27 protein-coding genes are annotated in these 22,334 nt (G+C 60.6%); 13 read left to right on the forward strand and 14 right to left on the reverse strand.

What is annotated here, in order from left to right:
- The first annotated feature begins 3 nt into the window (after nucleotides 1-3).
- Nucleotides 4-657, forward strand: a complete 654-nt coding sequence (locus tag Q1A85_RS16400; RefSeq protein WP_299691800.1) for a GntR family transcriptional regulator — start codon at nucleotides 4-6, stop codon at nucleotides 655-657.
- Between the two features lie 544 nt (nucleotides 658-1,201).
- Here Q1A85_RS16400 and Q1A85_RS16405 read toward each other — a convergent pair.
- From Q1A85_RS16405 to Q1A85_RS16415, 3 genes are all read right to left on the reverse strand, one after another.
- Nucleotides 1,202-1,438 carry a thioredoxin family protein gene (locus Q1A85_RS16405; protein ID WP_299691803.1) on the reverse strand — a complete coding sequence of 79 codons (237 nt, stop codon included), beginning with the start codon at nucleotides 1,436-1,438 and terminating at the stop codon, nucleotides 1,202-1,204.
- 14 nt (nucleotides 1,439-1,452) lie between these two features.
- On the reverse strand, nucleotides 1,453-2,463 hold the full coding sequence (locus Q1A85_RS16410) for a permease (protein ID WP_299691805.1): 1,011 nt from the start codon (nucleotides 2,461-2,463) through the stop codon (nucleotides 1,453-1,455).
- Nucleotides 2,464-2,636: 173 nt separating this feature from the next.
- Nucleotides 2,637-2,852 carry a hypothetical protein gene (locus Q1A85_RS16415; RefSeq protein WP_299691807.1) on the reverse strand — a complete coding sequence of 72 codons (216 nt, stop codon included), beginning with the start codon at nucleotides 2,850-2,852 and terminating at the stop codon, nucleotides 2,637-2,639.
- Between the two features lie 153 nt (nucleotides 2,853-3,005).
- Here Q1A85_RS16415 and Q1A85_RS16420 point away from each other — a divergent pair, with 153 nt between their 5' ends.
- The gene (locus tag Q1A85_RS16420; protein WP_299691809.1) at nucleotides 3,006-3,719 is read left to right on the forward strand and encodes a hypothetical protein; all 714 of its coding nucleotides are present in this window, start codon (nucleotides 3,006-3,008) and stop codon (nucleotides 3,717-3,719) included.
- 264 nt (nucleotides 3,720-3,983) lie between these two features.
- Here the strand turns inward: Q1A85_RS16420 and Q1A85_RS16425 are convergent, their stop codons facing one another.
- The 3 genes from Q1A85_RS16425 to Q1A85_RS16435 form a co-directional block, all read right to left on the reverse strand.
- Nucleotides 3,984-5,009, reverse strand: a complete 1,026-nt coding sequence (locus Q1A85_RS16425; RefSeq protein WP_299691811.1) for a hypothetical protein — start codon at nucleotides 5,007-5,009, stop codon at nucleotides 3,984-3,986.
- 4 nt (nucleotides 5,010-5,013) lie between these two features.
- Nucleotides 5,014-5,484, reverse strand: coding sequence for a transcription elongation factor GreA (gene greA / locus Q1A85_RS16430; RefSeq protein ID WP_299691813.1), 471 nt, complete (start codon nucleotides 5,482-5,484; stop codon nucleotides 5,014-5,016).
- A 161-nt stretch (nucleotides 5,485-5,645) separates the two neighbouring features.
- Nucleotides 5,646-6,026, reverse strand: coding sequence for a VOC family protein (locus Q1A85_RS16435; protein ID WP_299691815.1), 381 nt, complete (start codon nucleotides 6,024-6,026; stop codon nucleotides 5,646-5,648).
- 92 nt (nucleotides 6,027-6,118) lie between these two features.
- Here Q1A85_RS16435 and soxR point away from each other — a divergent pair, with 92 nt between their 5' ends.
- From soxR to Q1A85_RS16455, 4 genes are all read left to right on the forward strand, one after another.
- Complete coding sequence (gene soxR, locus Q1A85_RS16440; RefSeq protein WP_299691817.1) at nucleotides 6,119-6,574, forward strand: redox-sensitive transcriptional activator SoxR; 456 nt, start codon at nucleotides 6,119-6,121, stop codon at nucleotides 6,572-6,574.
- A gap of 129 nt (nucleotides 6,575-6,703) precedes the next feature.
- Nucleotides 6,704-8,353 carry an electron transfer flavoprotein-ubiquinone oxidoreductase gene (locus Q1A85_RS16445; RefSeq protein ID WP_299691819.1) on the forward strand — a complete coding sequence of 550 codons (1,650 nt, stop codon included), beginning with the start codon at nucleotides 6,704-6,706 and terminating at the stop codon, nucleotides 8,351-8,353.
- Between the two features lie 127 nt (nucleotides 8,354-8,480).
- The gene (locus Q1A85_RS16450) at nucleotides 8,481-10,190 is read left to right on the forward strand and encodes a tetratricopeptide repeat protein (RefSeq protein ID WP_299692287.1); all 1,710 of its coding nucleotides are present in this window, start codon (nucleotides 8,481-8,483) and stop codon (nucleotides 10,188-10,190) included.
- Nucleotides 10,177-10,983 (forward strand): 4-(cytidine 5'-diphospho)-2-C-methyl-D-erythritol kinase, encoded by an 807-nt coding sequence (locus tag Q1A85_RS16455; RefSeq protein ID WP_299691821.1) that lies wholly within the window; start codon nucleotides 10,177-10,179, stop codon nucleotides 10,981-10,983. The genes Q1A85_RS16450 and Q1A85_RS16455 overlap by 14 nt, the downstream gene beginning before the upstream one ends.
- Here Q1A85_RS16455 and Q1A85_RS16460 read toward each other — a convergent pair.
- The gene (locus Q1A85_RS16460) at nucleotides 10,976-11,980 is read right to left on the reverse strand and encodes a polyprenyl synthetase family protein (RefSeq protein WP_299691823.1); all 1,005 of its coding nucleotides are present in this window, start codon (nucleotides 11,978-11,980) and stop codon (nucleotides 10,976-10,978) included. The genes Q1A85_RS16455 and Q1A85_RS16460 overlap by 8 nt on opposite strands.
- Before the next feature lie 49 nt (nucleotides 11,981-12,029).
- Here Q1A85_RS16460 and Q1A85_RS16465 point away from each other — a divergent pair, with 49 nt between their 5' ends.
- From Q1A85_RS16465 to Q1A85_RS16475, 3 genes are all read left to right on the forward strand, one after another.
- Entirely contained in the window at nucleotides 12,030-12,245 is a 216-nt protein-coding gene (locus Q1A85_RS16465; RefSeq protein ID WP_299691826.1) for a DUF2007 domain-containing protein, read from the forward strand.
- Nucleotides 12,235-12,966, forward strand: coding sequence for a methyltransferase (locus Q1A85_RS16470; protein ID WP_299691828.1), 732 nt, complete (start codon nucleotides 12,235-12,237; stop codon nucleotides 12,964-12,966). The genes Q1A85_RS16465 and Q1A85_RS16470 overlap by 11 nt, the downstream gene beginning before the upstream one ends.
- A 112-nt stretch (nucleotides 12,967-13,078) precedes the next feature.
- On the forward strand, nucleotides 13,079-13,243 hold the full coding sequence (locus Q1A85_RS16475) for a DUF465 domain-containing protein (RefSeq protein ID WP_299691833.1): 165 nt from the start codon (nucleotides 13,079-13,081) through the stop codon (nucleotides 13,241-13,243).
- On the opposite strand, the gene Q1A85_RS16480 is transcribed toward Q1A85_RS16475, so the two are convergent.
- From Q1A85_RS16480 to Q1A85_RS16500, 5 genes are all read right to left on the reverse strand, one after another.
- Nucleotides 13,240-14,109 (reverse strand): EamA family transporter, encoded by an 870-nt coding sequence (locus Q1A85_RS16480; RefSeq protein ID WP_299691836.1) that lies wholly within the window; start codon nucleotides 14,107-14,109, stop codon nucleotides 13,240-13,242. The genes Q1A85_RS16475 and Q1A85_RS16480 overlap by 4 nt on opposite strands.
- Nucleotides 14,106-15,041 carry a transcriptional regulator GcvA gene (locus Q1A85_RS16485; RefSeq protein WP_299691840.1) on the reverse strand — a complete coding sequence of 312 codons (936 nt, stop codon included), beginning with the start codon at nucleotides 15,039-15,041 and terminating at the stop codon, nucleotides 14,106-14,108. Before Q1A85_RS16485 ends, Q1A85_RS16480 begins: the two co-directional genes overlap by 4 nt.
- A gap of 333 nt (nucleotides 15,042-15,374) precedes the next feature.
- Entirely contained in the window at nucleotides 15,375-16,097 is a 723-nt protein-coding gene (gene phbB / locus Q1A85_RS16490; protein WP_299691846.1) for an acetoacetyl-CoA reductase, read from the reverse strand.
- Nucleotides 16,098-16,243: 146 nt separating this feature from the next.
- Nucleotides 16,244-17,419: an acetyl-CoA C-acetyltransferase gene (locus tag Q1A85_RS16495; RefSeq protein ID WP_299691849.1), complete on the reverse strand. Its 1,176-nt coding sequence runs from the start codon at nucleotides 17,417-17,419 to the stop codon at nucleotides 16,244-16,246.
- 133 nt (nucleotides 17,420-17,552) lie between these two features.
- Nucleotides 17,553-18,398, reverse strand: a complete 846-nt coding sequence (locus Q1A85_RS16500) for an EAL domain-containing protein (RefSeq protein ID WP_299691852.1) — start codon at nucleotides 18,396-18,398, stop codon at nucleotides 17,553-17,555.
- Between the two features lie 111 nt (nucleotides 18,399-18,509).
- Between Q1A85_RS16500 and Q1A85_RS16505 the strand changes: the two genes are divergently transcribed.
- The 3 genes from Q1A85_RS16505 to Q1A85_RS16515 all read left to right on the forward strand — a co-directional run bounded on the left by Q1A85_RS16505 (nucleotide 18,510) and on the right by Q1A85_RS16515 (nucleotide 20,507).
- Complete coding sequence (locus Q1A85_RS16505) at nucleotides 18,510-19,085, forward strand: DNA-3-methyladenine glycosylase I (RefSeq protein ID WP_299692290.1); 576 nt, start codon at nucleotides 18,510-18,512, stop codon at nucleotides 19,083-19,085.
- Nucleotides 19,086-19,273: 188 nt separating this feature from the next.
- Nucleotides 19,274-19,894, forward strand: coding sequence for a 30S ribosomal protein S4 (gene rpsD / locus Q1A85_RS16510; protein ID WP_299691855.1), 621 nt, complete (start codon nucleotides 19,274-19,276; stop codon nucleotides 19,892-19,894).
- A 145-nt stretch (nucleotides 19,895-20,039) separates the two neighbouring features.
- The gene (locus tag Q1A85_RS16515) at nucleotides 20,040-20,507 is read left to right on the forward strand and encodes a DUF2867 domain-containing protein (protein ID WP_299691858.1); all 468 of its coding nucleotides are present in this window, start codon (nucleotides 20,040-20,042) and stop codon (nucleotides 20,505-20,507) included.
- On the opposite strand, the gene Q1A85_RS16520 is transcribed toward Q1A85_RS16515, so the two are convergent.
- Nucleotides 20,504-21,253: a helix-turn-helix transcriptional regulator gene (locus Q1A85_RS16520; RefSeq protein WP_299691861.1), complete on the reverse strand. Its 750-nt coding sequence runs from the start codon at nucleotides 21,251-21,253 to the stop codon at nucleotides 20,504-20,506. The genes Q1A85_RS16515 and Q1A85_RS16520 overlap by 4 nt on opposite strands.
- A 110-nt stretch (nucleotides 21,254-21,363) precedes the next feature.
- Here Q1A85_RS16520 and Q1A85_RS16525 point away from each other — a divergent pair, with 110 nt between their 5' ends.
- Complete coding sequence (locus Q1A85_RS16525) at nucleotides 21,364-21,786, forward strand: hypothetical protein (protein ID WP_299691864.1); 423 nt, start codon at nucleotides 21,364-21,366, stop codon at nucleotides 21,784-21,786.
- Here Q1A85_RS16525 and Q1A85_RS16530 read toward each other — a convergent pair whose 3' ends face one another.
- Complete coding sequence (locus tag Q1A85_RS16530) at nucleotides 21,787-22,287, reverse strand: phage tail protein (protein ID WP_299691867.1); 501 nt, start codon at nucleotides 22,285-22,287, stop codon at nucleotides 21,787-21,789.
- Nucleotides 22,288-22,334: the final 47 nt, after the last annotated feature.

Below are 22,334 nucleotides of genomic sequence, written 5' to 3' on the forward strand. Positions count from 1 at the left end.
GTCATGGCCTCGCAACGTCCCGTCAATACAGACGCATATTCGATGATCCTCGATGCCATCGACATCGGGACCTACCGTCCCGGCGACCGGTTGGTCGAAAGCGAACTGGCCGACCGGTTTGGCGTGTCGCGTACCCCGGTGCGCGAGGCGCTGCAACGTCTTGAGACCCAATCCTTGCTGGCGCGCGACGGGCGCAGCCTGATTGTGGCCTCACTGGATCACAACCAGATGTCCGAACTTTATGTCGTGCGGCGTGAACTGGAGGGGCTGGCCGCCAGCCTCGCCGCCCGCCATGCCACTCAGGAAGAGGTGCGCATCCTGCGCGACATGGTCGAAGAGGACAACGCGCTGGTCGATGATCCACCCGCGCTGAGCCGCGCCAACCGGCGGTTTCACAAACAGGTGCATCTCGCGTCGCACAACCGTTATCTGGTGCAGCAACTGGACCTTGTGTACCGCACCATGGCGCTGATGGCGACCACGTCGCTGGCGGCAGTGGGCCGGGGCGAGATCGCGCAAAGCGAACACAACGCTATCGTGTCCGCCATCGAAGCCAAGGACGAAGAGGCCGCGGGCACGGCACTGCGCGATCATATTTCGGTGGCGTTCATGACTCGGCTCAAACAGGACGCCGAGGCCCGCAAAGACGAAGCGTAGATGGGTTGGGTTTCATGCCAAGACCGACAGGAAGGCCAGCTTCGAGCCCTTAGAAGAGCATGAGAGCCATCGCGGCGTAGGATCGTAGCAACAAACTTGCCGCGACCGCGTCACTCAGGGACGTACACATCCGCAACTCTTGGGCCGACGGTGACGACAACGTAGTCTTCCGAAAGGCTCACTGACGGGAAATGCACTCTGCCAGCAACACGGCGGAGGGCTTCCGCCGCTTCTTCGCATCCGACACGTTCATGCCGCCAAACTTGGCTTTGCGTTTGTTAATAAATGGCGTCGCTGATCCGATTTGTCCGGCACGGCGCCTGCGCCTTCACGCCTGCCTCAAATTCTTTGATCGTTCCAATGATCCGTTCGGCCGATCGTCTGCTTTTCAGTGTCCATCCATTGCTTGGACGGATCACAAACACCTCAATGGCCCGATTTCAGGTACCTGGGTCACCCCGCATATCTTGCGTCCCCTGCGCCAAGGGAAAGCGCAATGAGTTGGTTTTATACCACTCAAAACAAACAAAAGAGGGTCTGGACCCTAAACACGTGTCAGCAGGGCTTCAACCTCAGCGGCAGTCAAGACGCGCCCCGATGAAACGACCTTTTCATCAATGACCAGCCCCGGCGTTGACATCACGCCATAGCCGGCAATGGCAACAACGTCCGTGACCTTCTCAATCTCAACGTCGATGCCGGCCGCCTTCGCGGCCGCCCTCGCATTGTCTGCCAAAGCCAAACATTTCTGGCAGCCTGATCCCAAAATTTTGATGTGCATGACATTTCTCCGGTTCAAATGAGCAGGTGGGTTGCGCTGTTAAAGAGGTAGCCAATCACAATGATGCCAACGGTCACGATCCCGATAAATATGGCTAGCAAGGGCAGCTTCACGACACGCTTAAGCATGATCATCGATGGCAAGGAAAGCGCCGTAACCGACATCATGAACGCGAGTGCCGTACCGACGCCGACGCCCTTTTGCACAAGTGCTTCTGCGATCGGCAACGTGCCGAAAATGTCTGCGTACATCGGAACTCCAGCAATCGTCGCAACGAAGACTGACCACCATCTGTCCTGACCTAACGTGGCCGCAATGAAGCTTTCGGGGATCCAATTGTGGATCGCAGCCCCTATTCCAACACCAACCAAGACATACAGCCAAACCCGATGAACGATGTCTGAGACCTGATCTCGCGCGTAGGCCAGACGTTCCCGGCGACTGATCTGACCATCATTGTCGTGATCGCTGACAGGGCTTTGAAAGACGAAACCCTCTACCTGTTTTTCGAGCCTCAGATATCCGATCAAAGTGCCGCCAAAAACTGCGAGGATCAGGCCGACAACCACATAGCTCAGCGCTATCGTCCAATTGAAGATACTGGCAAGCAGGATCACCGACGCAAGATCGACCAATGGCGAGGAGATCAGAAAGGAAAACGTCACGGAAAGCGGAAGGCCAGCGCTGGTGAACCCGATGAACAAGGGAATGGACGAACACGAGCAAAATGGCGTGAGGGTTCCCAGCAAAGCAGCAAGTGTATTTGCGCCTAAGCCCTGTCGCTGACCGAGAATGCGACGGGTGCGTTCAGGCGGGAAATAGCTTTGCACGTAGGAAATGGAGAAAATCAAAACCGACAGGAGAATGAAGATCTTGATCACGTCATAGATGAAGAAATGAACACTGCCAGCGACGCGACTGGTCATGTCTAGGCCGAAACCATCCGCCAGGACCCATGTGACAAAATCCGAGAGCCACTGCATCCGCAGCAACTGGTCATTTAGCCAGGTAAAAAGTTCTCCCAAAGGGTCGCTTCCTTATTAGGTCAATCCCGTTGTTTCTTGCCGTCTAGAGAAACTGAAGATGGAGCACATGATCTAAGTCAGTACGCGTGAGACTGGCTGAACCTGAACGCATTGCATCACCAAACGGGATGATGACGCTTTGCGAGACACCGTGGGAACGGCAGGTGATCACGTCATTTGTCTGAAATCGCCGACTCCAGAGCCAGCTTTGCCATACAAAGCTTGTAACAGTGATCAAACTCCGGGCAGGCAATACAATCGTCCCATTCGGCAATGTTGGTCCGAATGCTCCTTTCGGACCGCGCTAGCCCCGCGGTATCCAGTTCAAATGAAAAGACCTTGCCTTGCATGTCATCATTAACGGCGAAGTGCAGACTGTCATGGAACATTGTCCCATAGCAGGGCTTGTGTCGTGTCATAAGCGTATCCTCACAAACATCCTCAACCGGGCAATTGCATAAGTGCAGGGCACAAATCTGACGGGATGACATCAAGTTCAGAATCTGCGGATGCCCGGACGAAAGGTTCTTCAGGCCCAGTTTATGGCCGAGCCGCAGTCAAACGTTGATCACGGTCAATCCCTCATTCTGCGAGGTGATAGATCGATTGCAGGACTGGCCGAAAGCATTGAAAATAAAGCGAATACGCGCCTGTTCATGTTTGTCAGCGATGGCATCCATTTTTGGCGTGCCGGCGAAAGGAGATTTTGTGCCGGCGTCCAAACCAGCGAAACAGAGATGGGTCAACGCAATACGAAAGTGACATTGTTGCTAGCTTTGTGCCACGCAGCAGGATGCCCGGCCCCTATCATTTTTTTACGGACCTCCAAAGACATCCAACGTGGTTTCCTTACCGGGTTAGCAAACAGGCTGACGCCACAGAAAATCTCGCATCCTTGGACCGAAGAGCAGATTAAGGGGGGGATGGCAGCGCATCGACAGCTTCGGCAATGGTTTGTCGTGCATAACTCTGCGGTGGCCAAACTTGCTATGTGCAGCTGGTCCGTTGTCTTCCCGGTGGCACAAATTGATGATCTAGCGAGCCCTGCCATCAACATCAAAGACGAAGCATTTGGGCAAATAGCTGGGGGTATAGACCATCATGACGCCCGCAATGAACCTGCCGGCGACCACTCCATCCCGCTCTATCGCAACCGTTCCAGAGCACGACGACTGCTGGCCTATCGACTGATGATCGACAGAGTGAACCGCCGTCATTTTCATCTTCTCAAGATTGGAACAATCAGTCAGCTTTAGCTGTTCCAGACAGTGGTCAAAAGACCCGTAGCTGCGATGATCGGACCAAAGCAACGGCTGATTCAGAGATATATGCGGCGCCGCACTGGCAGTCGCGCTGCACGTGCAAACGAATGCTGCGTCAGCAAAGGTTCAAAATCGAATGTCGGAAGCGTCCGCCCGGCGGACGTTGTAGAATTTTAGTAATTTGACGCCATGCGCAACGTGTCGTCCAATTCTGCGTTCGGGGGAAGTGTCGGGCAAGGCCAGGTGTCCAGACCAGAGCTAGTCGAATGTTCCGGCCACGCGACCAAGCAGCATGAATGCGCGTGCCGTGCGCGTGTCTCCAAGCGCTGTCAGGTCGGCGTCGGAGGCGCGTTCGGCAAAGGCCGAAATCGTCTTGTCGAACCGGCGCAGGAAATGATGTGCGGCGTCGCGAAAGATAGGGTCCTGCTTCATCCGGCCTGCCGACAGGGCAAGTGACGACCGGTCCCGAATGCCACCCAACGCCGCGACTGGGCGCCCGCGTATGCCGCTGGCGAACTGACGCCAGATCTCGGGCCGTGCCCGGTCGGGGCGCAGGTCATCCATGTAGATACCGTCCTGGCTGAGCAGGGTGAGGATGTCCTGGCTGGCCTGAATGAGCTGCGCGGTCTCGCGGTCCTTCATAGCCTTGCGCAGGGCGGCGAAGCCTTCCTCGTCTTCGGCGGTTTCCGGAAAGTTCAGCGCGCGGATGAAATCCTGCGTGTCGACGGGCGGGGCGATTTCCTCGGCGGATGTGCCGAGAGCCAGAGCAGGCTGGTCATCCGCCGCGGGTGCTTCGGCGGTGGGGGTGGCGGCGCGGGGTGCTTCGGCCTCGCGGCGGGTCTGGAATGTTGCGAGCGCCGTTTCGGTCTTGCGGGCGGCGGCGGCAATCTCGTCCAGTTTCCGCGACACGGATGGTTCAGCCGAAATATCGCGGCCCTGTTGCTGCGCAATATACGCCTGTCGGATGGCATCGATGGCGGTTTGCAAGCGCTGGCTTTCCTCGCGCATGACACGGCTGGACTTGGCCGCGGTTGCAGCCACCCAGATCATCGCCACGGGCATGAATACGGCCAGCATGGTAACAAGGAACCGCATACCGTCTGTGTCGGTGCCGTTGTTCGAACCGGTCAGAAAAAACGCCAGCGCCCCGACAAGCCACAGGCCTGACAGGATCATCGCCACGATCTCGATCCCCGACACACGATCATGTTTGGGCTTGTCGTAGATGCCCAACGGAGTTGGGCGCGACTGGGGCCGCGGTTCTGGATTGGTTTGGTCTGCCATCGGGTCAGCTATAGCTGATTTTCAGCACTTCATAGGACTTTTCACCACCCGGTGTGCGCACCTCGATGCTGTCGCCCTCTTCTTTGCCGATAAGCGCCCGTGCGATGGGCGATTTTATGTTCAAAAGGCCTGCTTCGACATTGGCCTCGTATTCGCCGACGATCTGCCATGTCTTTTCGGCATCGGTATCCTCGTCCACCAGCGTGACGGTTGCGCCGAATTTGATGGCGCCGGACAGTTTGGACGGGTCGATGACTTCGGCCAGTCCCAGCACGCCTTCCAATTCCTTGATGCGCCCTTCGATGAAGGACTGTTTTTCGCGCGCCGAATGGTATTCGGCGTTTTCCGACAGGTCGCCATGCTCGCGCGCCTCGGCGATGGCCTTGATGATGGCCGGACGCTCTTCGCTTTTGAGCTGTTTCAGTTCGGCTTCGAGCGCATTTGCGCCCGCGCGGGTCATCGGGATCTTTTCCATCGGCAACGTCCAAACAGGGCAGGCGGCCCCGAACCGGAGCCGCCTCGACATACATTCGGGGTTTACCTGACCCAATGGGGCGATGGATTGCAAGGGGATTTGGGGCTCTGCCCCCGGCGCGGAGCGCCTCCCCCGGAGTATTTGGTCAAGAGAAGAAGGGGTCAGTCATATTGCACCACTTCGTATTCGATATTGTCGCTATCGTGGAAATAGAAGCGGCGGCCCGGTTCGTAGTCGCCGTGATTGCCGGGGGTGAAGCCCTGCGCCTTGACCGCAGCTTCCATCGCGTCGATGTCATCCGTCACCACCGCGAGGTGGTTGAGACCGCCGACAGTGTTGTAATTGTCGTCATTCGGAGCGTTTGGCGCGCCGGGCGTGTAAAGCGCCAGATAGAGCGCGTCGGTCCCCACGTGGACGGTGCGCCCGCCCGCCATCGCGGCTCCGGCCCACCGGATATGCCACCCAAAGAGGTCGCACATCCATTTGGCGGTGGCGTCGGGGTCCGAAACGGTCAGGTTGGTGTGTTCGAGAAGTGCTGGCATCGGGGGGTCCTTTCCTCATGGGCTTTCCTTTTGCGTCTCACGGGGGCATCGTCGGACCTCAAGTTCACTTGAGGTCAAGAGGTTTTTTGCACATGGCATTTGAGGGTTTGAGTATTGGCGAAATGGCGGACCGGACGGGCCTCGCCGTGTCAGCGATCCGCTATTACGAAGACGAGGGGCTGGTTGCGCCGTGGCGCAACGCGGGCGGGCGTCGGCGGTACCAGCGCAGCGATCTGCGGCGGCTGAGTTTTGTCATGGTTGCGCAGCGCTTTGGCTTTACTCTTGCGCAGATCAAAGTCGAACTGGACCGTCTGCCGCGCCACCGGGCGCCCAACAAGGCTGACTGGACGCGGATCAGCGGCACGTTTCGCGACCAACTCAATGACCGCATCGCCGAGTTGGAGCGGATGCGCGACACGTTGGATGGGTGCATCGGCTGTGGATGCCTGAGCCTTGAGGCCTGCAAGCTTTATAATCCCGCTGACTCAGCCGCCAAAAGGGGTGCAGGGCCGCGCTATTTGCTCGGAGATCGACCTGTTGCGAAATAACGTCTCGTCGTTTCGTGAATATTCGCTGGATTTTTTCACGGCGGCGATGCACGAAGTTGCGAACATATTATCTGTGCGCTAGCCAAGGCTGTCACGACAGCCACGTGAGGAAAAAGGGGAGCAGCCACCATGGCCGAGATTGAACGCGAAGCGATGGAATACGATGTCGTCATCGTCGGGGCAGGGCCTGCGGGTCTGAGCGCTGCGATCCGGCTGAAGCAGCTAGATGCCGACCTGAACGTCGTTGTAATGGAAAAAGGCTCAGAGGTTGGGGCGCACATCCTGTCGGGCGCGGTGCTGGACCCGGTGGGCCTGAACAAACTGATCCCCGACTGGGAAGAGAAGGGCGCGCCGCTGAACGTGCCGGTGGTCGAGGACAACTTTTATATGCTGGGCGAGGCGGGCAAGCTGAAGATCCCGAACTTCCCCATGCCGCCGCTGATGAACAACCACGGCAATTACATCGTGTCGATGGGCAATGTCTGCCGCTGGATGGCCGAACAGGCCGAAGCGTTGGGTGTCGAGATTTTCCCCGGCATGGCGTGTTCGGAACTGGTCTATGGTGACACTGGCGAGGTAAAGGGCGTTGTGGCGGGCGTCTTTGGTCTAGAGGCGGACGGTTCGATTGGTGAAAACACCGAACCGGGGATGGAGTTGCACGGCAAATACGTGTTCCTGTCCGAAGGGGTGCGCGGGTCTTTGTCCAAAGAAGTCATCGCAAAATACGGGCTGAGCGACGGCAAGGAGCCGCAGAAATACGGCCTTGGCATGAAAGAAATCTGGGAGATCGATCCAGCCAAGCACCGCGAAGGGTCCGTGACCCACACGATGGGCTGGCCGCTGGGCGGGAATGCAGGTGGTGGATCGTTCATCTATCACCTTGAGAACAATCAGGTTTACGTGGGTTTCGTTGTCCACCTGAACTACAAAAACCCGCACCTGTTCCCTTACATGGAATTCCAGCGCTTCAAACATCACCCGATGGTGGCCGATCTGCTTGAGGGGGGCAAACGCGTGGCTTATGGCGCACGCGCGATCTCCGAAGGCGGTTTCCAGTCGATGCCCAAGATGGTGGCGCCCGGTGTGGCCCTGCTGGGCTGTTCGGTCGGTATGGTCAACGTCCCGCGGATCAAGGGCAACCACAATGCGATGCTGTCCGGCATGGCGGCGGCGGAGGCGGCACACGCCGCGATCAAGGACGGGCGCAGTGCCGACGAGCTTTCGGCCTATGAGGCCGAAGTGCGAGGAGGCGCGATTGGCGCAGACCTCAAGAAGGTGCGCAACGTCAAACCCCTGTGGTCGAAATACGGTCTCACCGCATCGCTTGCCATCGGCGGGTTCGACATGTGGTGCAACACGCTGGGCTTTTCGCTGCTGGGCACGCTGGGTCATGGCAAGAACGACGCCGAGGCGACCGAAGAGGCGTCCAAGCACAAGCCCATCGACTATCCCAAACCTGATGGCAAACTGTCATTCGACCGGCTGACCAACGTGTCCTTCAGCTTTACCAATCACGAAGAAAGCCAGCCCGCGCACCTGCGGCTGGCCGATGACAGCATCCCGGTTGCACAGAACCTGCCCAAATATGCCGGGCCTTCGGCGCGCTACTGCCCGGCGGGTGTCTACGAGTTCGTGGAAGAAGAGGGCAAGGACACGCGCTTTGTCATCAACTTCCAGAACTGCGTGCATTGCAAGACCTGCGATATCAAGGACCCGGCGCAGAACATCACATGGACCACGCCACAGGGCGGCGATGGGCCGAATTACCCCAATATGTGATCCGGGACGGCACCCTGCCCGGCGGCGGGGTGCTTTTTCATGACCTTTTCGCGAGCGTGCGTTGCGCTGAGCGCGTAAGCTGCTAGCTTTCGGGACATATGATCCCGAACCGAGGTCCGAGCGCTTGATCCGTCACCTTTTGTCCACCACAGCGGCGCTGGCCGTTGCCTTGTCACTGGCGTCGCCCGCATCTGCCCAATCGCTGGCCGGGGACTACCTCGCCGGACGACAGGCCGCGATGGACAGCGATTTTGCAGCCGCTGCACGCTATCTGACGCAGGCGCTGGCCGCCGATCCCGGAAACGCCGAACTGATGGGCGACGCAATTGCGGCGCAACTGGCCATGGGGCGTGTGGAACGCGCGCTGCCCATCGCCAGGCTGATGGAGGAACAGGGCCACCGCAGCCAGATCGCGCATCTGGTTGTCATCGCCGACCTGCTTGCCCGCGAAGACTATGCCACGTTCCTCGCCCGCGATGTCGAGGCGCAAGGCATTGGGCCGCTGGTGGACGGTCTTCTTGAGGCATGGGCCCTGATCGGGGCCGGAAATCGCCCCGCCGCGCTGGCCACGTTTGACGCGCTCGCCGAAGAGCGCGGGCTGCAAGGTTTTTCCATGTACCACAAGGCCATGGCGCTGGCGTCCGTGGGGGACTTTGAGGCCGCAGAAGCGGTGTTTGCAGGCGACGGCACCGGCCCCCTGCAAGAGACCCGGCGTGGCGCCATGGCACGGGCAGAGATCCTGTCGCAACTGGGCCGCAACGAAGATGCGCTGGCGGCAATCGAACAGGCCTTTGGCGCCTCTCGCGATCCCGAACTGCGCATCCTGGTCGATGCGTTGGAGGCGGGTGATACCGTGCCCTTTACCCATATCACCTCCGCCCGCGACGGCGCCGCCGAAGTGTTCTATTCCGTGGCGGGCGCGCTGCGGTCCGAGGCGGGCGCGGATTACACGCTGCTCTATGGCCGCGTCGCGCGGCACCTGCGGCCGGATCACGTGGACGCGCTTCTGCTCAATGCGGAACTCCTTGATTCGCTGGGCCAGTACGAACTGGCCAATGCCGCCTACAAACAGATGTCGACCGACCACCCGGCCTATCACGCGGCCGAGCTGGGGCGCGCATCCGCGCTGCGCCAATCGGGCAAGCCCGACGCCGCCATCGAGGTGCTGGAACAGCTGGCCAAACGCTATCCGAACCTCAGCATCGTGCATTCCACACTCGGGGACGTGCTGCGCCAACAGGACCGGTTCGACGAGGCGATCCCCGCTTATGACCGCGCCATTGCGCTGACCGACGAGGCGGCGCGTGGGACATGGTTCCTGCACTATGCCCGCGCAATCTGTCACGAGCGCAACAAGGATTGGCCCAAAGCCGAAGCAGATTTCCGCAAGGCACTGGAACTGAACCCCGGCCAGCCGCAGGTGCTGAATTACCTTGGTTATTCGATGGTCGAAATGCAGATCAACCTCGACGAGGCGCTGTCGATGATCGAACAGGCGGTCGCGGCCAGCCCGGATTCAGGATACATTGTCGACAGTCTGGGCTGGGTGCTTTACCGCCTTGGCCGTTACGATGAGGCGGTCGAACATATGGAGCGGGCCGTCGAACTGATGCCCGTGGACCCGGTGGTCAATGACCACCTTGGCGACGTTTACTGGGCCGTGGGCCGCACGCGCGAGGCAGAGTTCCAGTGGATGCGCGCACTATCCTTTGTCGACGAGGAAAACCCCGGAGACGCGCAGCCCGACCGCATTCGGCGCAAGCTTGAGGTGGGTCTTGACGTCGTGCTGGACGAAGAAGGGGCAGAGCCGCTTCGGGTGGCGGATGACGACGCCTGAGGTCTTTGCCCCGGCAAAGATCAATCTGACACTGCATGTGACCGGCCAACGGGCGGATGGGTATCACCTGCTCGACAGTTTGGTCATGTTTGCTGATGTCGGCGACACCCTGCGTCTGACGCCTGCATCCCAATTGAGCATGAGTGTGACCGGGCCCCTGTCCGATGGCGTGCCGTCAGATCACCGAAATCTGGTGTGGCAGGCGGCAATTCATGCCCGTTGGACCGGCCATATCGACTTGGAAAAACACTTGCCGCACGGGGCCGGAATCGGCGGGGGGTCTTCGGACGCGGCGGCGCTGTTGCGCGCGGCGAACTTTGCCGGAGACGCCAGCGCCCTCGGGGCCGACGTGCCTGTGTGCCTGCACGGGCGCGCGGCGCGCATGTCCGGGATTGGCGAGGTGATCCGCCCGGTAGATGGTCTGCCGCAGCTTCATGCAGTGCTTGTGAATCCCGGCGTCCACGTCCCCACACCGCGCGTCTTTGCGGCCCTGACGCACAAGGATAACCCCGCGATGTCGACGCTGCCGACCGCGCAGACAGCGGGCGCTTTCGTTCAATGGCTCCGGGATCAGCGGAATGATCTGGAAGCGCCCGCAGTCTCGGCGCAACCCGTTATCGCGGACGTTCTCAAGGCGCTGACCAAGGTCGCCTGCGGTGGCGTTGTGCGCATGTCAGGGTCGGGTGCCACCTGCTTTGCCCTGTTCCAGAACAAAGGCCAGGCCGAATTGGCGGCAAAAGACCTTGCGGGCGTTCACCCGGACTGGTGGGTGCGCGCTTGCGCGCTCAGTTGATCCGTTCGACGACGTAGTCGGCCAGATCCAGCAGCATGTCCTTGAGCGCGTGACCGGGCAGCGGGTCAAGCGCCGCCTTGGCCTTGGAAGCCCAGCCAATTGCACTGTCCTTGGTGTAGGTCAGCGCGTCGTGCTTGGCCAAGAGGCGCAGCGCGTGGTCAAGATCGCCGTCGTCCTGCTTGCCGCGCTCGATGGTGCGGGACCAGAACGCGCGTTCTTCGGCATCGGCCAGAGCCACCGCACGGATCACCGGCAGCGTCAGCTTGCGCTCGCGGAAATCGTCGCCCACATTTTTGCCCGTTGCCGCCGACTGTCCCTGATAGTCCAGCAGATCGTCCACGATCTGGAACGCAATGCCGAGTGCGTCGCCATAGTCAAACAGCGCGCGCACCTGCGCCTCTTCGGCCCCGGCGATCACGCCGCCCACCTCAGTCGCGGCGGAAAACAGCGCCGCCGTCTTGCCCCGGATCACCTGTAGGTAAATGCCTTCGTCCGTGGCCAAATCCTGCGCCGCTGTCAGTTGCAGCACTTCGCCTTCTGCGATGGTGGCAGAGGCGTCCGACAGGATGCGCAGCACCTCCATATTGCCCGTCTCGGTCATCAGCTGGAACGACCGGGAAAACAGGTAGTCCCCCACCAGCACCGAAGATTTGTTGTCCCACAGCAGGTTGGCCGTAGGCCGCCCGCGGCGTTGCGCGCTTTCGTCGACCACATCGTCATGCAGCAGGGTTGCGGTGTGAATGAACTCAACCGTCGCTGCGAGGTGTACGTGAAACGGACCGTCATAACCGCACATACGTGCTGCAGCGAGTGTCAGCATCGGGCGCAGGCGCTTGCCGCCCGCCTCGACCAGATGCTGCGTCACCTCCGGAATGCGCGGGGCGTGTTTCGACGCCATCTTGGTCCGGATCAGGCCGTTCACGGCCTCTAGGTCGTCGGCCAGATAGGTTGCCAGCCGGTCATGTGGTTTTGCGATTGCAGACGCGTCCATTGCCATCCCCGATGCCCACTCGACAAGTAGGCCATATTGCCCCTACATCCATGATATGAAGGAACTTTTGCGCAGCACTGACCCGACGATCATCGCCTTTGCCTCCGCCCTTCTTGAGGGCGAGGATATAGACTGCTTTCAGATGGACGTAAACATGAGCATCCTCGAAGGTGGCATCGGAATTTTTCCGCGCCGTCTGATGGTCCATGCGGACGATTATGACGACGCGCTCAAGGTGATAACCGACAACGAGATCGACCTTGGACGATGACCTGACCCACGACGCCTTTCTGGGCGGACGGCTGCACCTGTGGCAGCCGCGCCGGGGGTATCGGGCAGGGGTAGATCCGGTGCTGCTGGCGGCCTCTGTTCCGGCCCGTGCAGGCCAAAGCGTGCTTGATCTGGGATGCGGGGCGGGCGCTGCGGCTTTGTGTCTGGGCGCGCGTGTGCCCGGGCTTGTGCTGACGGGGGTGGAGCGGCAGGCAGATTACGCGCAGCTTGCCGCGCGCAACGGGCTTGACGTTGTGACAGCCGATCTGGCGGATCTGCCCGAACCGATCAAGCAACAGAGCTTTGATCATGTGCTGGCCAACCCGCCATATTTTGACCGCAGCGCGGGACGCGAGGCGGCAGATTTGGGGCGCGAAGGGGCGCTTGGGATCGACACGCCGCTCTTGGATTGGGTTGATGTGGCGGCCCGCAGGCTGAAGCCAAAGGGGTATATGCACATGATCCACAGGGCCGAACGGGTGCCGGACCTGCTGGCGGCGACGCAACCGCGTCTGGGCAGTATCGAGCTGTGGCCAATTTGTCCGCGGCGTGGAAAAGCGGCAGAACTGGTGATTCTGCGGGCACGCAAGGACGGGCGCGCGCCTTTTTGCCTGCACGCGCCAGTCATTTTGCACGCAGCACCGCGCCATGAACGTGACGGGGACGACTACACCGCTGAGATACAAGCGGTTTTACGGGACGGGGTGTCTTTGTTCTCTTAAGCTTTCGTTAAAGTTGTATGTGTTGAGTTGTCCACATGCTGCGCCTGCGGCGTGACTTGCGCGTCAAGTTGTGGTTCGCTGACGGGGCACTTTATCAGCAAGGAGGACCCGCATGAGCGTCACCGCCCATCTCGAAGAGTTGAAAAAGAAGCACCAATCCCTGAGCGAACAGGTCGACGTGGCCCAACGCTCCCCCGCGATAGATCAGATCGAGATCGCGGCGATGAAAAAACAAAAACTGAAGCTGAAAGAAGAAATCACGCGCCTGTCGGGCTAGTCGTGACGCCTTAGGCTGGCGCGCGCCGCCAACAGTGCCCCTGCCGTGATCAACACGGCGGCGAGGGCAAGTGACCACGTGGCTTGTGCGACGCCAGCCAGCACCAATACGATCGTCGACAAGAGCGGCGCAGCATAGGATGCTGTTCCGAGCAGTTGGATATCGCCGCGCTTCACGCCGATGTCCCAGACGTAGAACGCGGCCCCCACGGGGCCCAGACCTAGCAGCAGCGCGCTGGTCCAGGCCAGTGTTGTGTCAGGCCATACCGGTTCTTCCAGCATCACATGCAGCGGCACGGACAGCGCCGCACTGGCCAGACAAAACACCGCGACCGACGCGGTCGGCACCGCGCCAAAGGCGCGTGACGTCACCGAATACCCAGACCATGTCAGGGCGCAGGCCGCCGCCAGCAGGTAGCCCGGCAGGGCGTCCGCCTGAAAACCCGCGCCGCCGCCGGTGACAATCAACGCGGCTCCGGCAAATCCCACCAAGGCGCCCGCCACATGCCCCCCACGCAGCCGCTCGCCCGGCAGCAACCCGGAAAACACGACGATCAGAAGGGGCCACAGATATGCGATCAGGCTGGCTTCGGCCGCGGGCGCCAAGCGCAACGCGGAAAAGTAAAGGGCGTGATAGCCAAACAGACCCAAGGTGCCAAACGCATAAACCCGCAGCGGCACCGCGCGCAGCGTAGTCAGCGCGCCGGTTGCCCCCATCCAGATCAGCCCAAGCGTGCCCCCCACCGCAAAGCAAATGGCGTTCAGCAAAAAGGGCGGCGTCGGCGCTGCACCCACCGTCAGCAGCGCCAGCACCCCCCACAGCAATATCGCAACAAAACCGAGCCATGTCGCACGGGTCTGCGTCATTCTGAAACGTCCACCAATGTCATTCCGTCGGTGATATGGCCGGTCTTACTGATCTCTGCGACAACCCAGTCGCGGAAAGCCGCGATATGCGGCCTCTCTTCGGCACCTTTGGCGCAGAGAAAGCGAAACCGGACACCGGTTTTCAGCGCAGTCGGAAACGGCGCGACAAGCCGCCCGTCGTCCAGATCCTTGACCACCAGCGACCGGCGGCCAAGGGCAACACCCACCCCGGCAAGAGCGGCGTCCACCGCGTGGTCTGCCTGACTGAACCGCAGTCCATGCGTCGCGCTGTGGTCCACGCCCATAACCCGGAACCACGTTGTCCAGTCCGCAGGTGGGATGAGAAAACTGATACTGTCATCAAACACCAGCGGTGCGTCAACGAGGCTGTCCAACGTCGGAAACCGGGTCGCCATTTCGGGTGTCATCACCGGGCAGACCCATTCTTCGGCAAGGGGCAGCACGTAATGATCCTCTTCGTTGCCGTGACCAAAGCGGATCGCCACGTCGATGCCATCGCGGGCAAGGTCCATCATCTTGAGGCTCGCAGCAAAGCGCAATTCCACATCCGGATGCGCCTGCGCAAATTCGAACAGGCGCGGCGCCATCCATTTCGCGGTAAAAGCGGGCCCAGCCGTCACCGTAAGTGTCTGATTATCCTGCACCCGTTCCGCCGACCGCCATGCAGCGGCAAGGGTTTGAAACCCATCCGCCACGCCCGGGGCCAACGCCTTGCCCGACTCGGTCAACTCAACCGCGCGGTTCAAACGGCGAAAGACCTGTGTGCCCAAATGCTCTTCGAGCGACTTGATCTGAAAGCTGAGCGCGGCAGGGGTCACGTGCAACTCCTCCGCAGCCTTGGCAAAAGACATGTGCCGTGCGGCGGCATCGAAGGCGCGCAAAGCGGTGAGCGGTGGAAGGCGATCTGACATAGTCGCTTAAGTACAACTTAACTGAGGCGCTGAAAAGTCTCGTTTGTCGGAAACGGCGGTGGCAGCCATATTGATCGCAAGACGACACACACCAGCACACCGGAGACACGCCATGTTCGAGACATCTGCAAACCCCACCATCCGCAACGCAATGGTCAAAGCCCACGCCGAACGCGGCGCGGCACTGGCCGACGCATGGGGCTGGCTGTTTGGGACAAAGACTTCCCGCTGATGGGCGCGCGCCATCTTACGGGATACGAAAAGGGCCGGTGCAATCTGCACCGGCCCTTTTTGTGTTTCTGGGCGGTCACATGCCACGCAAGGAATTGCGCGTCAGACGAAGAACTGCGCGCCGTTGGCGGAAATTGTCGAGCCGTTGATAAACCCGGAATCATCCGATGCGAGGAACACGACGCAGCGCGCAATCTCTTCGGGTTCACCCAAGCGGCCTGCCGGGATTTGCGCAATGATGCTCTCGCGTACTTTCTCGGGGACGGCCATCACCATGTCGGTGCCGATATAGCCGGGGCAGATCGCATTGGCGGTGATGCCTGCGCGCGCGCCTTCTTGAGCCAGTGACTTCACGATGCCAAGATCACCCGCCTTGGTTGCGGCATAGTTCACTTGGGCAAACTGACCCTTTTGGCCGTTGATCGAAGAGATCACGATGACGCGGCCAAATTTGCGCTCGCGCATACCGGGCCAGACCGGGTGGACGGTGTTGAATACGCCGGTCAGGTTTGTGTCGATGACTTGATGCCACTGCTCGGGCGTCATTTTGTGGAACGGCGCGTCGCGGGTGATGCCCGCATTGGCCACGACCACGTCAATGGGGCCAAGGTCCGCTTCGACCTGTTCGATCCCGGCTTTGGATTCGTCGTAATCGGCGACGTTCCACTTGTAGGTCTTGATGCCGGTTTCATCGGTGAACTTCGCGGCGGCTTCGTCGTTGCCGGCATAGGTGGCCGCAACGGAATAGCCTGCGTCTTTGAGGGCCTTAGAAATGGCCTCGCCGATGCCGCGGGAACCGCCGGTGACAAGTGCTACACGGGACATGGGGTGAACTCCTTTGGGATGTATGTCATATTGTTTCGCTCATATCCCCGGATTGCGCAACTTTATTACGCAGTCCGAGGGTATTTTAGCGGGAATGTGGGGTGGATTTAGGGTGGCGGTGCCGTTGGGCACCGCCGTGGTTCGGCTCAGTCGCGCTCAAGGCACATGGCAACGCCCATGCCGCCACCGATGCAAAGCGTGGCGAGGCCTTTTTTCGCATCGCGCCGCTTCATTTCGAACAGGAGGGTGTTGAGCACCCGCGCGCCGGACGCGCCGATGGGGTGACCGATGGCGATGGCGCCGCCGTTCACGTTCACGATCTCGGGGTTCCAGCCCATGTCCTTGTTCACAGCGCAGGCTTGCGCGGCAAAGGCTTCATTGGCTTCGACCAGATCGAGGTCATCGACGGACCAGCCCGCCTTTTCCAGTGCCTTGCGGCTTGCATAGATTGGGCCGACGCCCATCACGGACGGGTCCAGACCGGCCGTTGCGTAGGATGCGATGCGTGCCAGCGGCTCAATCCCGCGCTTTTCGGCGTTGGCTGCGGACATCAGCAGTGCACCTGCCGCGCCGTCGTTCAGGCCGGATGCGTTGGCGGCCGTGACCGACCCGTCTTTGGCAAAAGCGGGGCGCATTTTGGCCATCGCTTCGAGGTTGGCACCGTGGCGGATGTATTCATCGCTGTCCACCACGATGTCGCCCTTGCGGGTCTTGACGGTGAAGGCGGTGATCTCGTCGGCAAACTTGCCAGCCTTTTGGGCGGCTTCGGCCTTGTTCTGCGATCCGACAGCGAACTCGTCCTGCATGTCGCGGGTGATCTGCCACTGATCGGCAACATTCTCTGCCGTTTGGCCCATGTGATAGCCGTTGAAGGCGTCCCACAGACCGTCGCGGATCATCGTGTCGATATACTGCATGTCGCCCATCTTGTGACCGGCCCGCAGGGCGGCGGCATGAGGGCTGAGCGTCATGTTTTCCTGACCACCGGCGGCGACGATGTCGGCATCACCCAGTTGGATGTGCTGTGCACCAAGCGCCACGGCGCGCAGACCGGAGCCACAGACCTGATTGATCGACCATGCCGCGGCTTCTTTGGGCAGGCCCGCGTTGATGTGGGCCTGACGGGCAGGGTTCTGACCTTGGGCGGCCGTCAGGACCTGGCCCAGGATGGTTTCGGACACTTCGCCCTTGTCGATCCCGGCGCGCTCAACGACCGCTTCAAGCACGGTTTTGCCAAGGTCATGTGCGGGTGTGTTTGCGAATGAGCCGCCAAAGCTGCCTACGGCAGTCCGGGCAGCAGAAGCGATGACAACATTTGTCATAAGGTCAGATCCTCTGTTCGGTTGCGCGAGAGGGTCATCCGAGACTGCACATGATGGACGTGCGGGCCCCAGAATCCCCGCGTCGCGTGTCGCTTAAAGGATTCTTTAACGAGCCTCAAAGAGACACGGTGTCTCAGGCACGCGCTTGAACGGTTTGAGCGGTCCGCCGCTCACCGAACATCCAGTTGGGACGCACGGTCGGTGCGTCAAAGTAATAGCCTTGCAAACAATCGGTGCCAAGTTCCGCCATAACGGCCACGTCTTCGGCACGTTCCAACCCTTCGCCCACGACCAGCATGTCGAAATGGTGCCCGATGCCCAGCATCGCCTTGGTCAGCGCGCGGATGTCGGGGTCGTCGGCGATTCCGTGGCAGAACTGCATGTCGATCTTGAGGATGTCGAAATAGAAATCCTTGAGATAGCGCAGCGCGGTATAGCCCGCGCCAAAGTCGTCTAGCGCAAAGCAGATGCCCTGCTGGCTCAGCCGATCCATGAAGTCGATCACCAGTTCGGGCTGGTCCATGGCCGAGCTTTCCGTGATCTCAAGGATCAATCGCTCACCCAATGTCCTGTCCCGCTTGAGCCAGCGGTTCAGCGTTTTCATCCAGTTCTGATACCCGATTGAGCGGGCGGACATATTGATGGAAAGGCGGACCGACGGGTTTTCCGCCAACGTCCGCAGGCCCATGTTCAACGCCAGCGTATCAATTTCCCGCCCCAGTTCGGTTTTTTCGACCACGGGCATGAAATCCTTGGCCGGGATAACCCGGCCGGTATCGTCCATAATACGGATCAGCCCCTCGTAGAACCCGACCTGACGGCTGTGGGTGATCACAATCGGCTGGAACGCCAGCAAAGTCTGGCTATGTCGCACCGCTTCGGACACCATATGCAACGTGCCCTTGTCCCGCGCGGACACGGCGGCATTCAAAGGATTGTCCGTCCCCGGCGGAATGTCGGCGAATTTTGAGGTGCGCATGTCTGTGCCTTGACCCATTTGACGTGGTCAGATTGGACCGGAAGCCGTAAAGATGTCCTTAATGTTGGCATTTTGTTCCAAATTGGAACTTTAACCATTTCGGGGGGGATGATGGGTGAACGATGCGGGTGGGCCGGGCCGGAACCCATCTATGTGGACTATCACGACACCGAGTGGGGCGTGCCGGAATATGACCCCCGCGCGCTGTGGGAAAAGCTGATCCTCGACGGGTTCCAAGCGGGGCTCAGCTGGATCACCATATTGAAAAAGCGGGATAACTTTCGCCACGCCTTTGCAGGGTTCGATCCCGAGATCATTGCCGAATGGGGCACGGCAGAGGTGGACCGGCTGGTCGCGGACCCCGGCATCATCCGTCACCGCGGCAAGATCGAGGCGACGATCAAGAATGCCCGCGCCTATCTCGAGGTTAACGCGACCACCGGCTTCGACCAATTTTTATGGAATTACTTTGACGGGGTGCCATTGCAGAACCGATGGTCCTGCGACGCGGATGTGCCCGCATTCACCCCCCTGTCCACGCAAATCTCCAAGGACCTCAAGGGCGCCGGGTTTACCTTTTGCGGGCCGACCATCGTCTATGCGTGGCTCGAAGCGTGCGGGCTGATCAACGACCACCTGATTGGCTGCCCGCGCCACGCCGCATGTGCCGCCCTCGCAAAACGTTGACTCTGCTGATTCTGCCCGTATAAGCGCGGCTTCATTGGTGTTGGTGGTCCCCGCGAGGGGGTTCCTGTCGTCCCGGCCAAATCCGGGGAGAGGACAACGCCCTTTGGATGCGCGTTTCGCCCTGAAAATCGGGTACCGGATTTCGGACAAGGTGAAGCGGCAGTAAACTGAACCGAAGGAGATCAGCCGTGACAAAACGCACGTCTGCCAAGTACAAAATCGACCGCCGTATGGGCGAAAACATCTGGGGCCGCCCCAAATCCCCCGTCAACCGTCGTGAATATGGCCCCGGCCAGCACGGTCAGCGCCGCAAGGGCAAGCTGTCCGATTTCGGTATCCAGCTGCGCGCCAAGCAAAAGCTCAAGGGCTACTATGGCGACCTGACCGAAAAACAATTCCGCCGCATCTATGCCGAGGCCGAGCGTGTCAAAGGCGACACCGGTGAAAACCTGATCGGCCTGCTGGAGCGCCGTCTGGACGCCGTGGTCTACCGCGCGAAATTCGTGCCAACCGTCTTTGCCGCCCGTCAGTTTGTGAACCATGGCCACGTCCGCGTGAATGGCCGCAAGGTGAACATCCCCTCCTACCGCGTGAAGGAAGGCGACGTGATCGAAGTCCGTGACCGGTCCAAGCAGATGGCCGCGATCCTTGAGGCTGTGCAACTGCCCGAGCGTGACGTGCCGGACTATATCGACGCCGATCACTCCAAGATGACCGCGACATTCGTGCGCACACCCGGTCTGGGCGACGTGCCGTATCCGGTGATGATGGAACCCAATCTTGTCGTCGAATTCTACGCCAAAAACTAAGGTTTGATGGGCCAATTGTCCATCCAACGCACAAAGCAGGCCGTCCCGAACCGGGGCGGCCTGTTTCGTTGTGGCCATCTGCCACGGCGCGCACGGGCTGCGACAGGCATAGGTTTTCTTTAGCAAAGCAGACCGGAGCGTACCCATGCTGTTTCAGACCAAAGTGTCCGCCACCACCTTGCCACCCGAAAGCGTCCTGCACGCGCGTGTCGGTGCGGGTGATTTTGTGGATTGTTATTCGGTGACCGCGGATGTGCCTGCGCGCAAAGCGGCGGAGATCATCACTGATTTTCCCGGCTGGGCGCGCCTGCTCTTGCTGATCCGGCATGTCGTGACTGCACCGTTCGGCCTGTCGCAGGATGGGCCCGAAGCGGATGACAAAGTGGGGCCGTTCCCGGTGGAATACGACACCGACAGCGAAATGATCGCGGGTTTTGACGACAAACACCTCGAATTCCGCGTGTCGGTCCTGTCACGCGACGGGCGGGTGTCGCTGGCCACTTGGGTGCATCCGCACAATGTGGGCGGGCGGCTCTACCTCGCGGCGATCATGCCGTTCCACATCATGGTGGCGCGCAATGCGCTGGCGCGGGTGGCCCGGCAAAGCGTTTAGCCTGCCATCGCTCTCAACGCTGTTTCGGTTGCGGCGTCCGCGGGAAAGAACAGCTCGACCTTCATCTCTTCCAGCGCGACATCTTCGGGCGTGCCGAACTGTGCGATGGTGGCAAACAGTGATAGGCGCAGATCACCCGCGCGCAGAACTGTCGGCACAACGGGGTTGCGCGTTTCTGGCGGTGCCATCGCACTCTTCCCCAGATGATCTGCGGCGCGGTCAAGGTCGGGCACACCACCTTGGGCCGCACTTTCCGTGCGCAGGCGCAGGCAACTGTGATAGGCGACCTGCGCCCAGTTTTCGACCAGCGGGGGCAAATGGTCGGACATCAAAAGGTCAAGCAGACTGCCGCCCACACGGACCCCCAGCATCGCATAAAGCCGCGTGGCGGCGGCGTTCATATCAAGCACGGTCCAGAGCCGGTCCAGCGCGAGCGCGGGGTAGGGGTCATGCACGGCCAGCATGTGGTCAACAGCTGCGCGGATCGGGGCCATATCTGCCGCGTCCCATGCGCGCGCGGGGTAGCGCGCGGCAAAGCCTGCATGGGTCAGCATCTGGTTGCGCGCGTCCAGCGGCAAGGTCAGCGCATCTCCCAGCCGGGCGATCATGTCGCGACTGGGACGCGCCCGCCCGCTTTCCAGAAAAGAGATGTGGCGCGCCGACACATCTGCCTCGCCTGCAAGGTCCAGCTGGCTCAGACGCCGCGCTTTGCGCCATGTGCGCAATGTTCCGGGAAAATCACTCATGCCCCCACCTTACCGCGCCCCGTGCGGCGCGTCAGTTACCTGCGAGGTAATTGATTGGCACAGCCCGGCTCCGCTAGCGGTTGGGTCAAGTGCAATCCACGGAGGGTCCGATGACCTATGCGTTTCAGAAGAACTGGCTGCTGGTGACGGGGTTCGTCATCGCATCCTTTGCCCCGGTGATGTTTCTGGGGGCGATGCAGGCCACGTCCGCGCCGCTGCAATTCACGCTCGATCTGCTGGGGCTGCCGCTGGACGGTCTGCCAGTGCATGGCGACCCGGCCAGCCGCTTTCTGGCGGCGATCATGGGCGGGCTCTTGCTGGGGTGGGGTGCATTGATCTGGTGTCTGCGGGCATGGGTGTTCGACGCAGCCCCCGAGGGCGTGCGCCGGTCCGTCGTGATGAGTGTCGTGCTGTGGTTCGTACTGGACGGCGCGGGGTCGGTTGCATCGGGGCACGCGTCCAACGTGCTTTTCAACATCGCAATTCTTGTGGCGGCTGTTGGCCCGCTGTGGCGGCCCGCGCCGGCGGCGTGATCAGCCGGTTTCGACGTCAAAGCCCTCGTGCGCGATCACGAGCGTGTCGACAGTGATTTCATCGCCACCGGTCTTGAGGTCGGCGCCGCCGATTTTGACTGGAAAGGCGTTTGGGACGTGCCACTGCATGACCACCGTACCGCCGTCATCCAGCAGCGATATCGTCATCGCCTTGCGGGCGATCGTGTTCATCTTGATGTCCGAGAACCAGTCGAACAGACCGCTGCTTTTGGCGGCGACACCTTTGCGCATGGTGATGTTCGACGTTTCCGTCAGGCCGGGCATCTTGATGGTGGAAAAGACCGGGTTGTTGCCCGCGCGGTATTCCAGCGTTTGGGCCTCCGTGTCCAGTCCGGTCACCTCCTGAAACGCCATCGTGACCCCGTCAAAGGAGACCTCAAAGTGAAACTTGGGCAGCGGCCAAACCGCACTTGGGTCATCGGTCATACGGTGTGTCCATGTGTCCTGTTCCGCCTGTCCTAGCACAGATGTCATTGCCATGCGCGGTTGCACCCTTACTTTTGGCTCTGGCGCACGCACCGCGCGGG

Origin of the sequence: uncultured Tateyamaria sp., from assembly GCF_947503385.1 — a bacterium.
Taxonomy (GTDB): domain Bacteria; phylum Pseudomonadota; class Alphaproteobacteria; order Rhodobacterales; family Rhodobacteraceae; genus Tateyamaria.

Bases quoted from the DNA above. Each gene is read 5' to 3' on its own strand.
- Q1A85_RS16475 (WP_299691833.1), top strand. From the start codon at position 13,079: ATGAGCGTCACCGCCCATCTCGAAGAGTTGAAAAAGAAGCACCAATCC.
- Q1A85_RS16405 (WP_299691803.1), bottom strand. From the start codon at position 1,438: ATGCACATCAAAATTTTGGGATCAGGCTGCCAGAAATGTTTGGCTTTG.
- Q1A85_RS16495 (WP_299691849.1), bottom strand. From the start codon at position 17,419: ATGACAAATGTTGTCATCGCTTCTGCTGCCCGGACTGCCGTAGGCAGC.
- Q1A85_RS16400 (WP_299691800.1), top strand. From the start codon at position 4: ATGGCCTCGCAACGTCCCGTCAATACAGACGCATATTCGATGATCCTC.
- Q1A85_RS16505 (WP_299692290.1), top strand. From the start codon at position 18,510: ATGGGTGAACGATGCGGGTGGGCCGGGCCGGAACCCATCTATGTGGAC.
- soxR (WP_299691817.1), top strand. From the start codon at position 6,119: ATGGCATTTGAGGGTTTGAGTATTGGCGAAATGGCGGACCGGACGGGC.
- Q1A85_RS16445 (WP_299691819.1), top strand. From the start codon at position 6,704: ATGGCCGAGATTGAACGCGAAGCGATGGAATACGATGTCGTCATCGTC.
- Q1A85_RS16420 (WP_299691809.1), top strand. From the start codon at position 3,006: ATGGCCGAGCCGCAGTCAAACGTTGATCACGGTCAATCCCTCATTCTG.
- Q1A85_RS16520 (WP_299691861.1), bottom strand. From the start codon at position 21,253: ATGAGTGATTTTCCCGGAACATTGCGCACATGGCGCAAAGCGCGGCGT.
- Q1A85_RS16465 (WP_299691826.1), top strand. From the start codon at position 12,030: ATGAAGGAACTTTTGCGCAGCACTGACCCGACGATCATCGCCTTTGCC.
- Q1A85_RS16425 (WP_299691811.1), bottom strand. From the start codon at position 5,009: ATGGCAGACCAAACCAATCCAGAACCGCGGCCCCAGTCGCGCCCAACT.
- phbB (WP_299691846.1), bottom strand. From the start codon at position 16,097: ATGTCCCGTGTAGCACTTGTCACCGGCGGTTCCCGCGGCATCGGCGAG.
- Q1A85_RS16415 (WP_299691807.1), bottom strand. From the start codon at position 2,852: ATGTTCCATGACAGTCTGCACTTCGCCGTTAATGATGACATGCAAGGC.
- Q1A85_RS16485 (WP_299691840.1), bottom strand. From the start codon at position 15,041: ATGTCAGATCGCCTTCCACCGCTCACCGCTTTGCGCGCCTTCGATGCC.
- Q1A85_RS16480 (WP_299691836.1), bottom strand. From the start codon at position 14,109: ATGACGCAGACCCGTGCGACATGGCTCGGTTTTGTTGCGATATTGCTG.
- Q1A85_RS16460 (WP_299691823.1), bottom strand. From the start codon at position 11,980: ATGGCAATGGACGCGTCTGCAATCGCAAAACCACATGACCGGCTGGCA.
- Q1A85_RS16525 (WP_299691864.1), top strand. From the start codon at position 21,364: ATGACCTATGCGTTTCAGAAGAACTGGCTGCTGGTGACGGGGTTCGTC.
- Q1A85_RS16515 (WP_299691858.1), top strand. From the start codon at position 20,040: ATGCTGTTTCAGACCAAAGTGTCCGCCACCACCTTGCCACCCGAAAGC.
- Q1A85_RS16455 (WP_299691821.1), top strand. From the start codon at position 10,177: ATGACGACGCCTGAGGTCTTTGCCCCGGCAAAGATCAATCTGACACTG.
- greA (WP_299691813.1), bottom strand. From the start codon at position 5,484: ATGGAAAAGATCCCGATGACCCGCGCGGGCGCAAATGCGCTCGAAGCC.
- Q1A85_RS16530 (WP_299691867.1), bottom strand. From the start codon at position 22,287: ATGGCAATGACATCTGTGCTAGGACAGGCGGAACAGGACACATGGACA.
- Q1A85_RS16500 (WP_299691852.1), bottom strand. From the start codon at position 18,398: ATGCGCACCTCAAAATTCGCCGACATTCCGCCGGGGACGGACAATCCT.
- Q1A85_RS16435 (WP_299691815.1), bottom strand. From the start codon at position 6,026: ATGCCAGCACTTCTCGAACACACCAACCTGACCGTTTCGGACCCCGAC.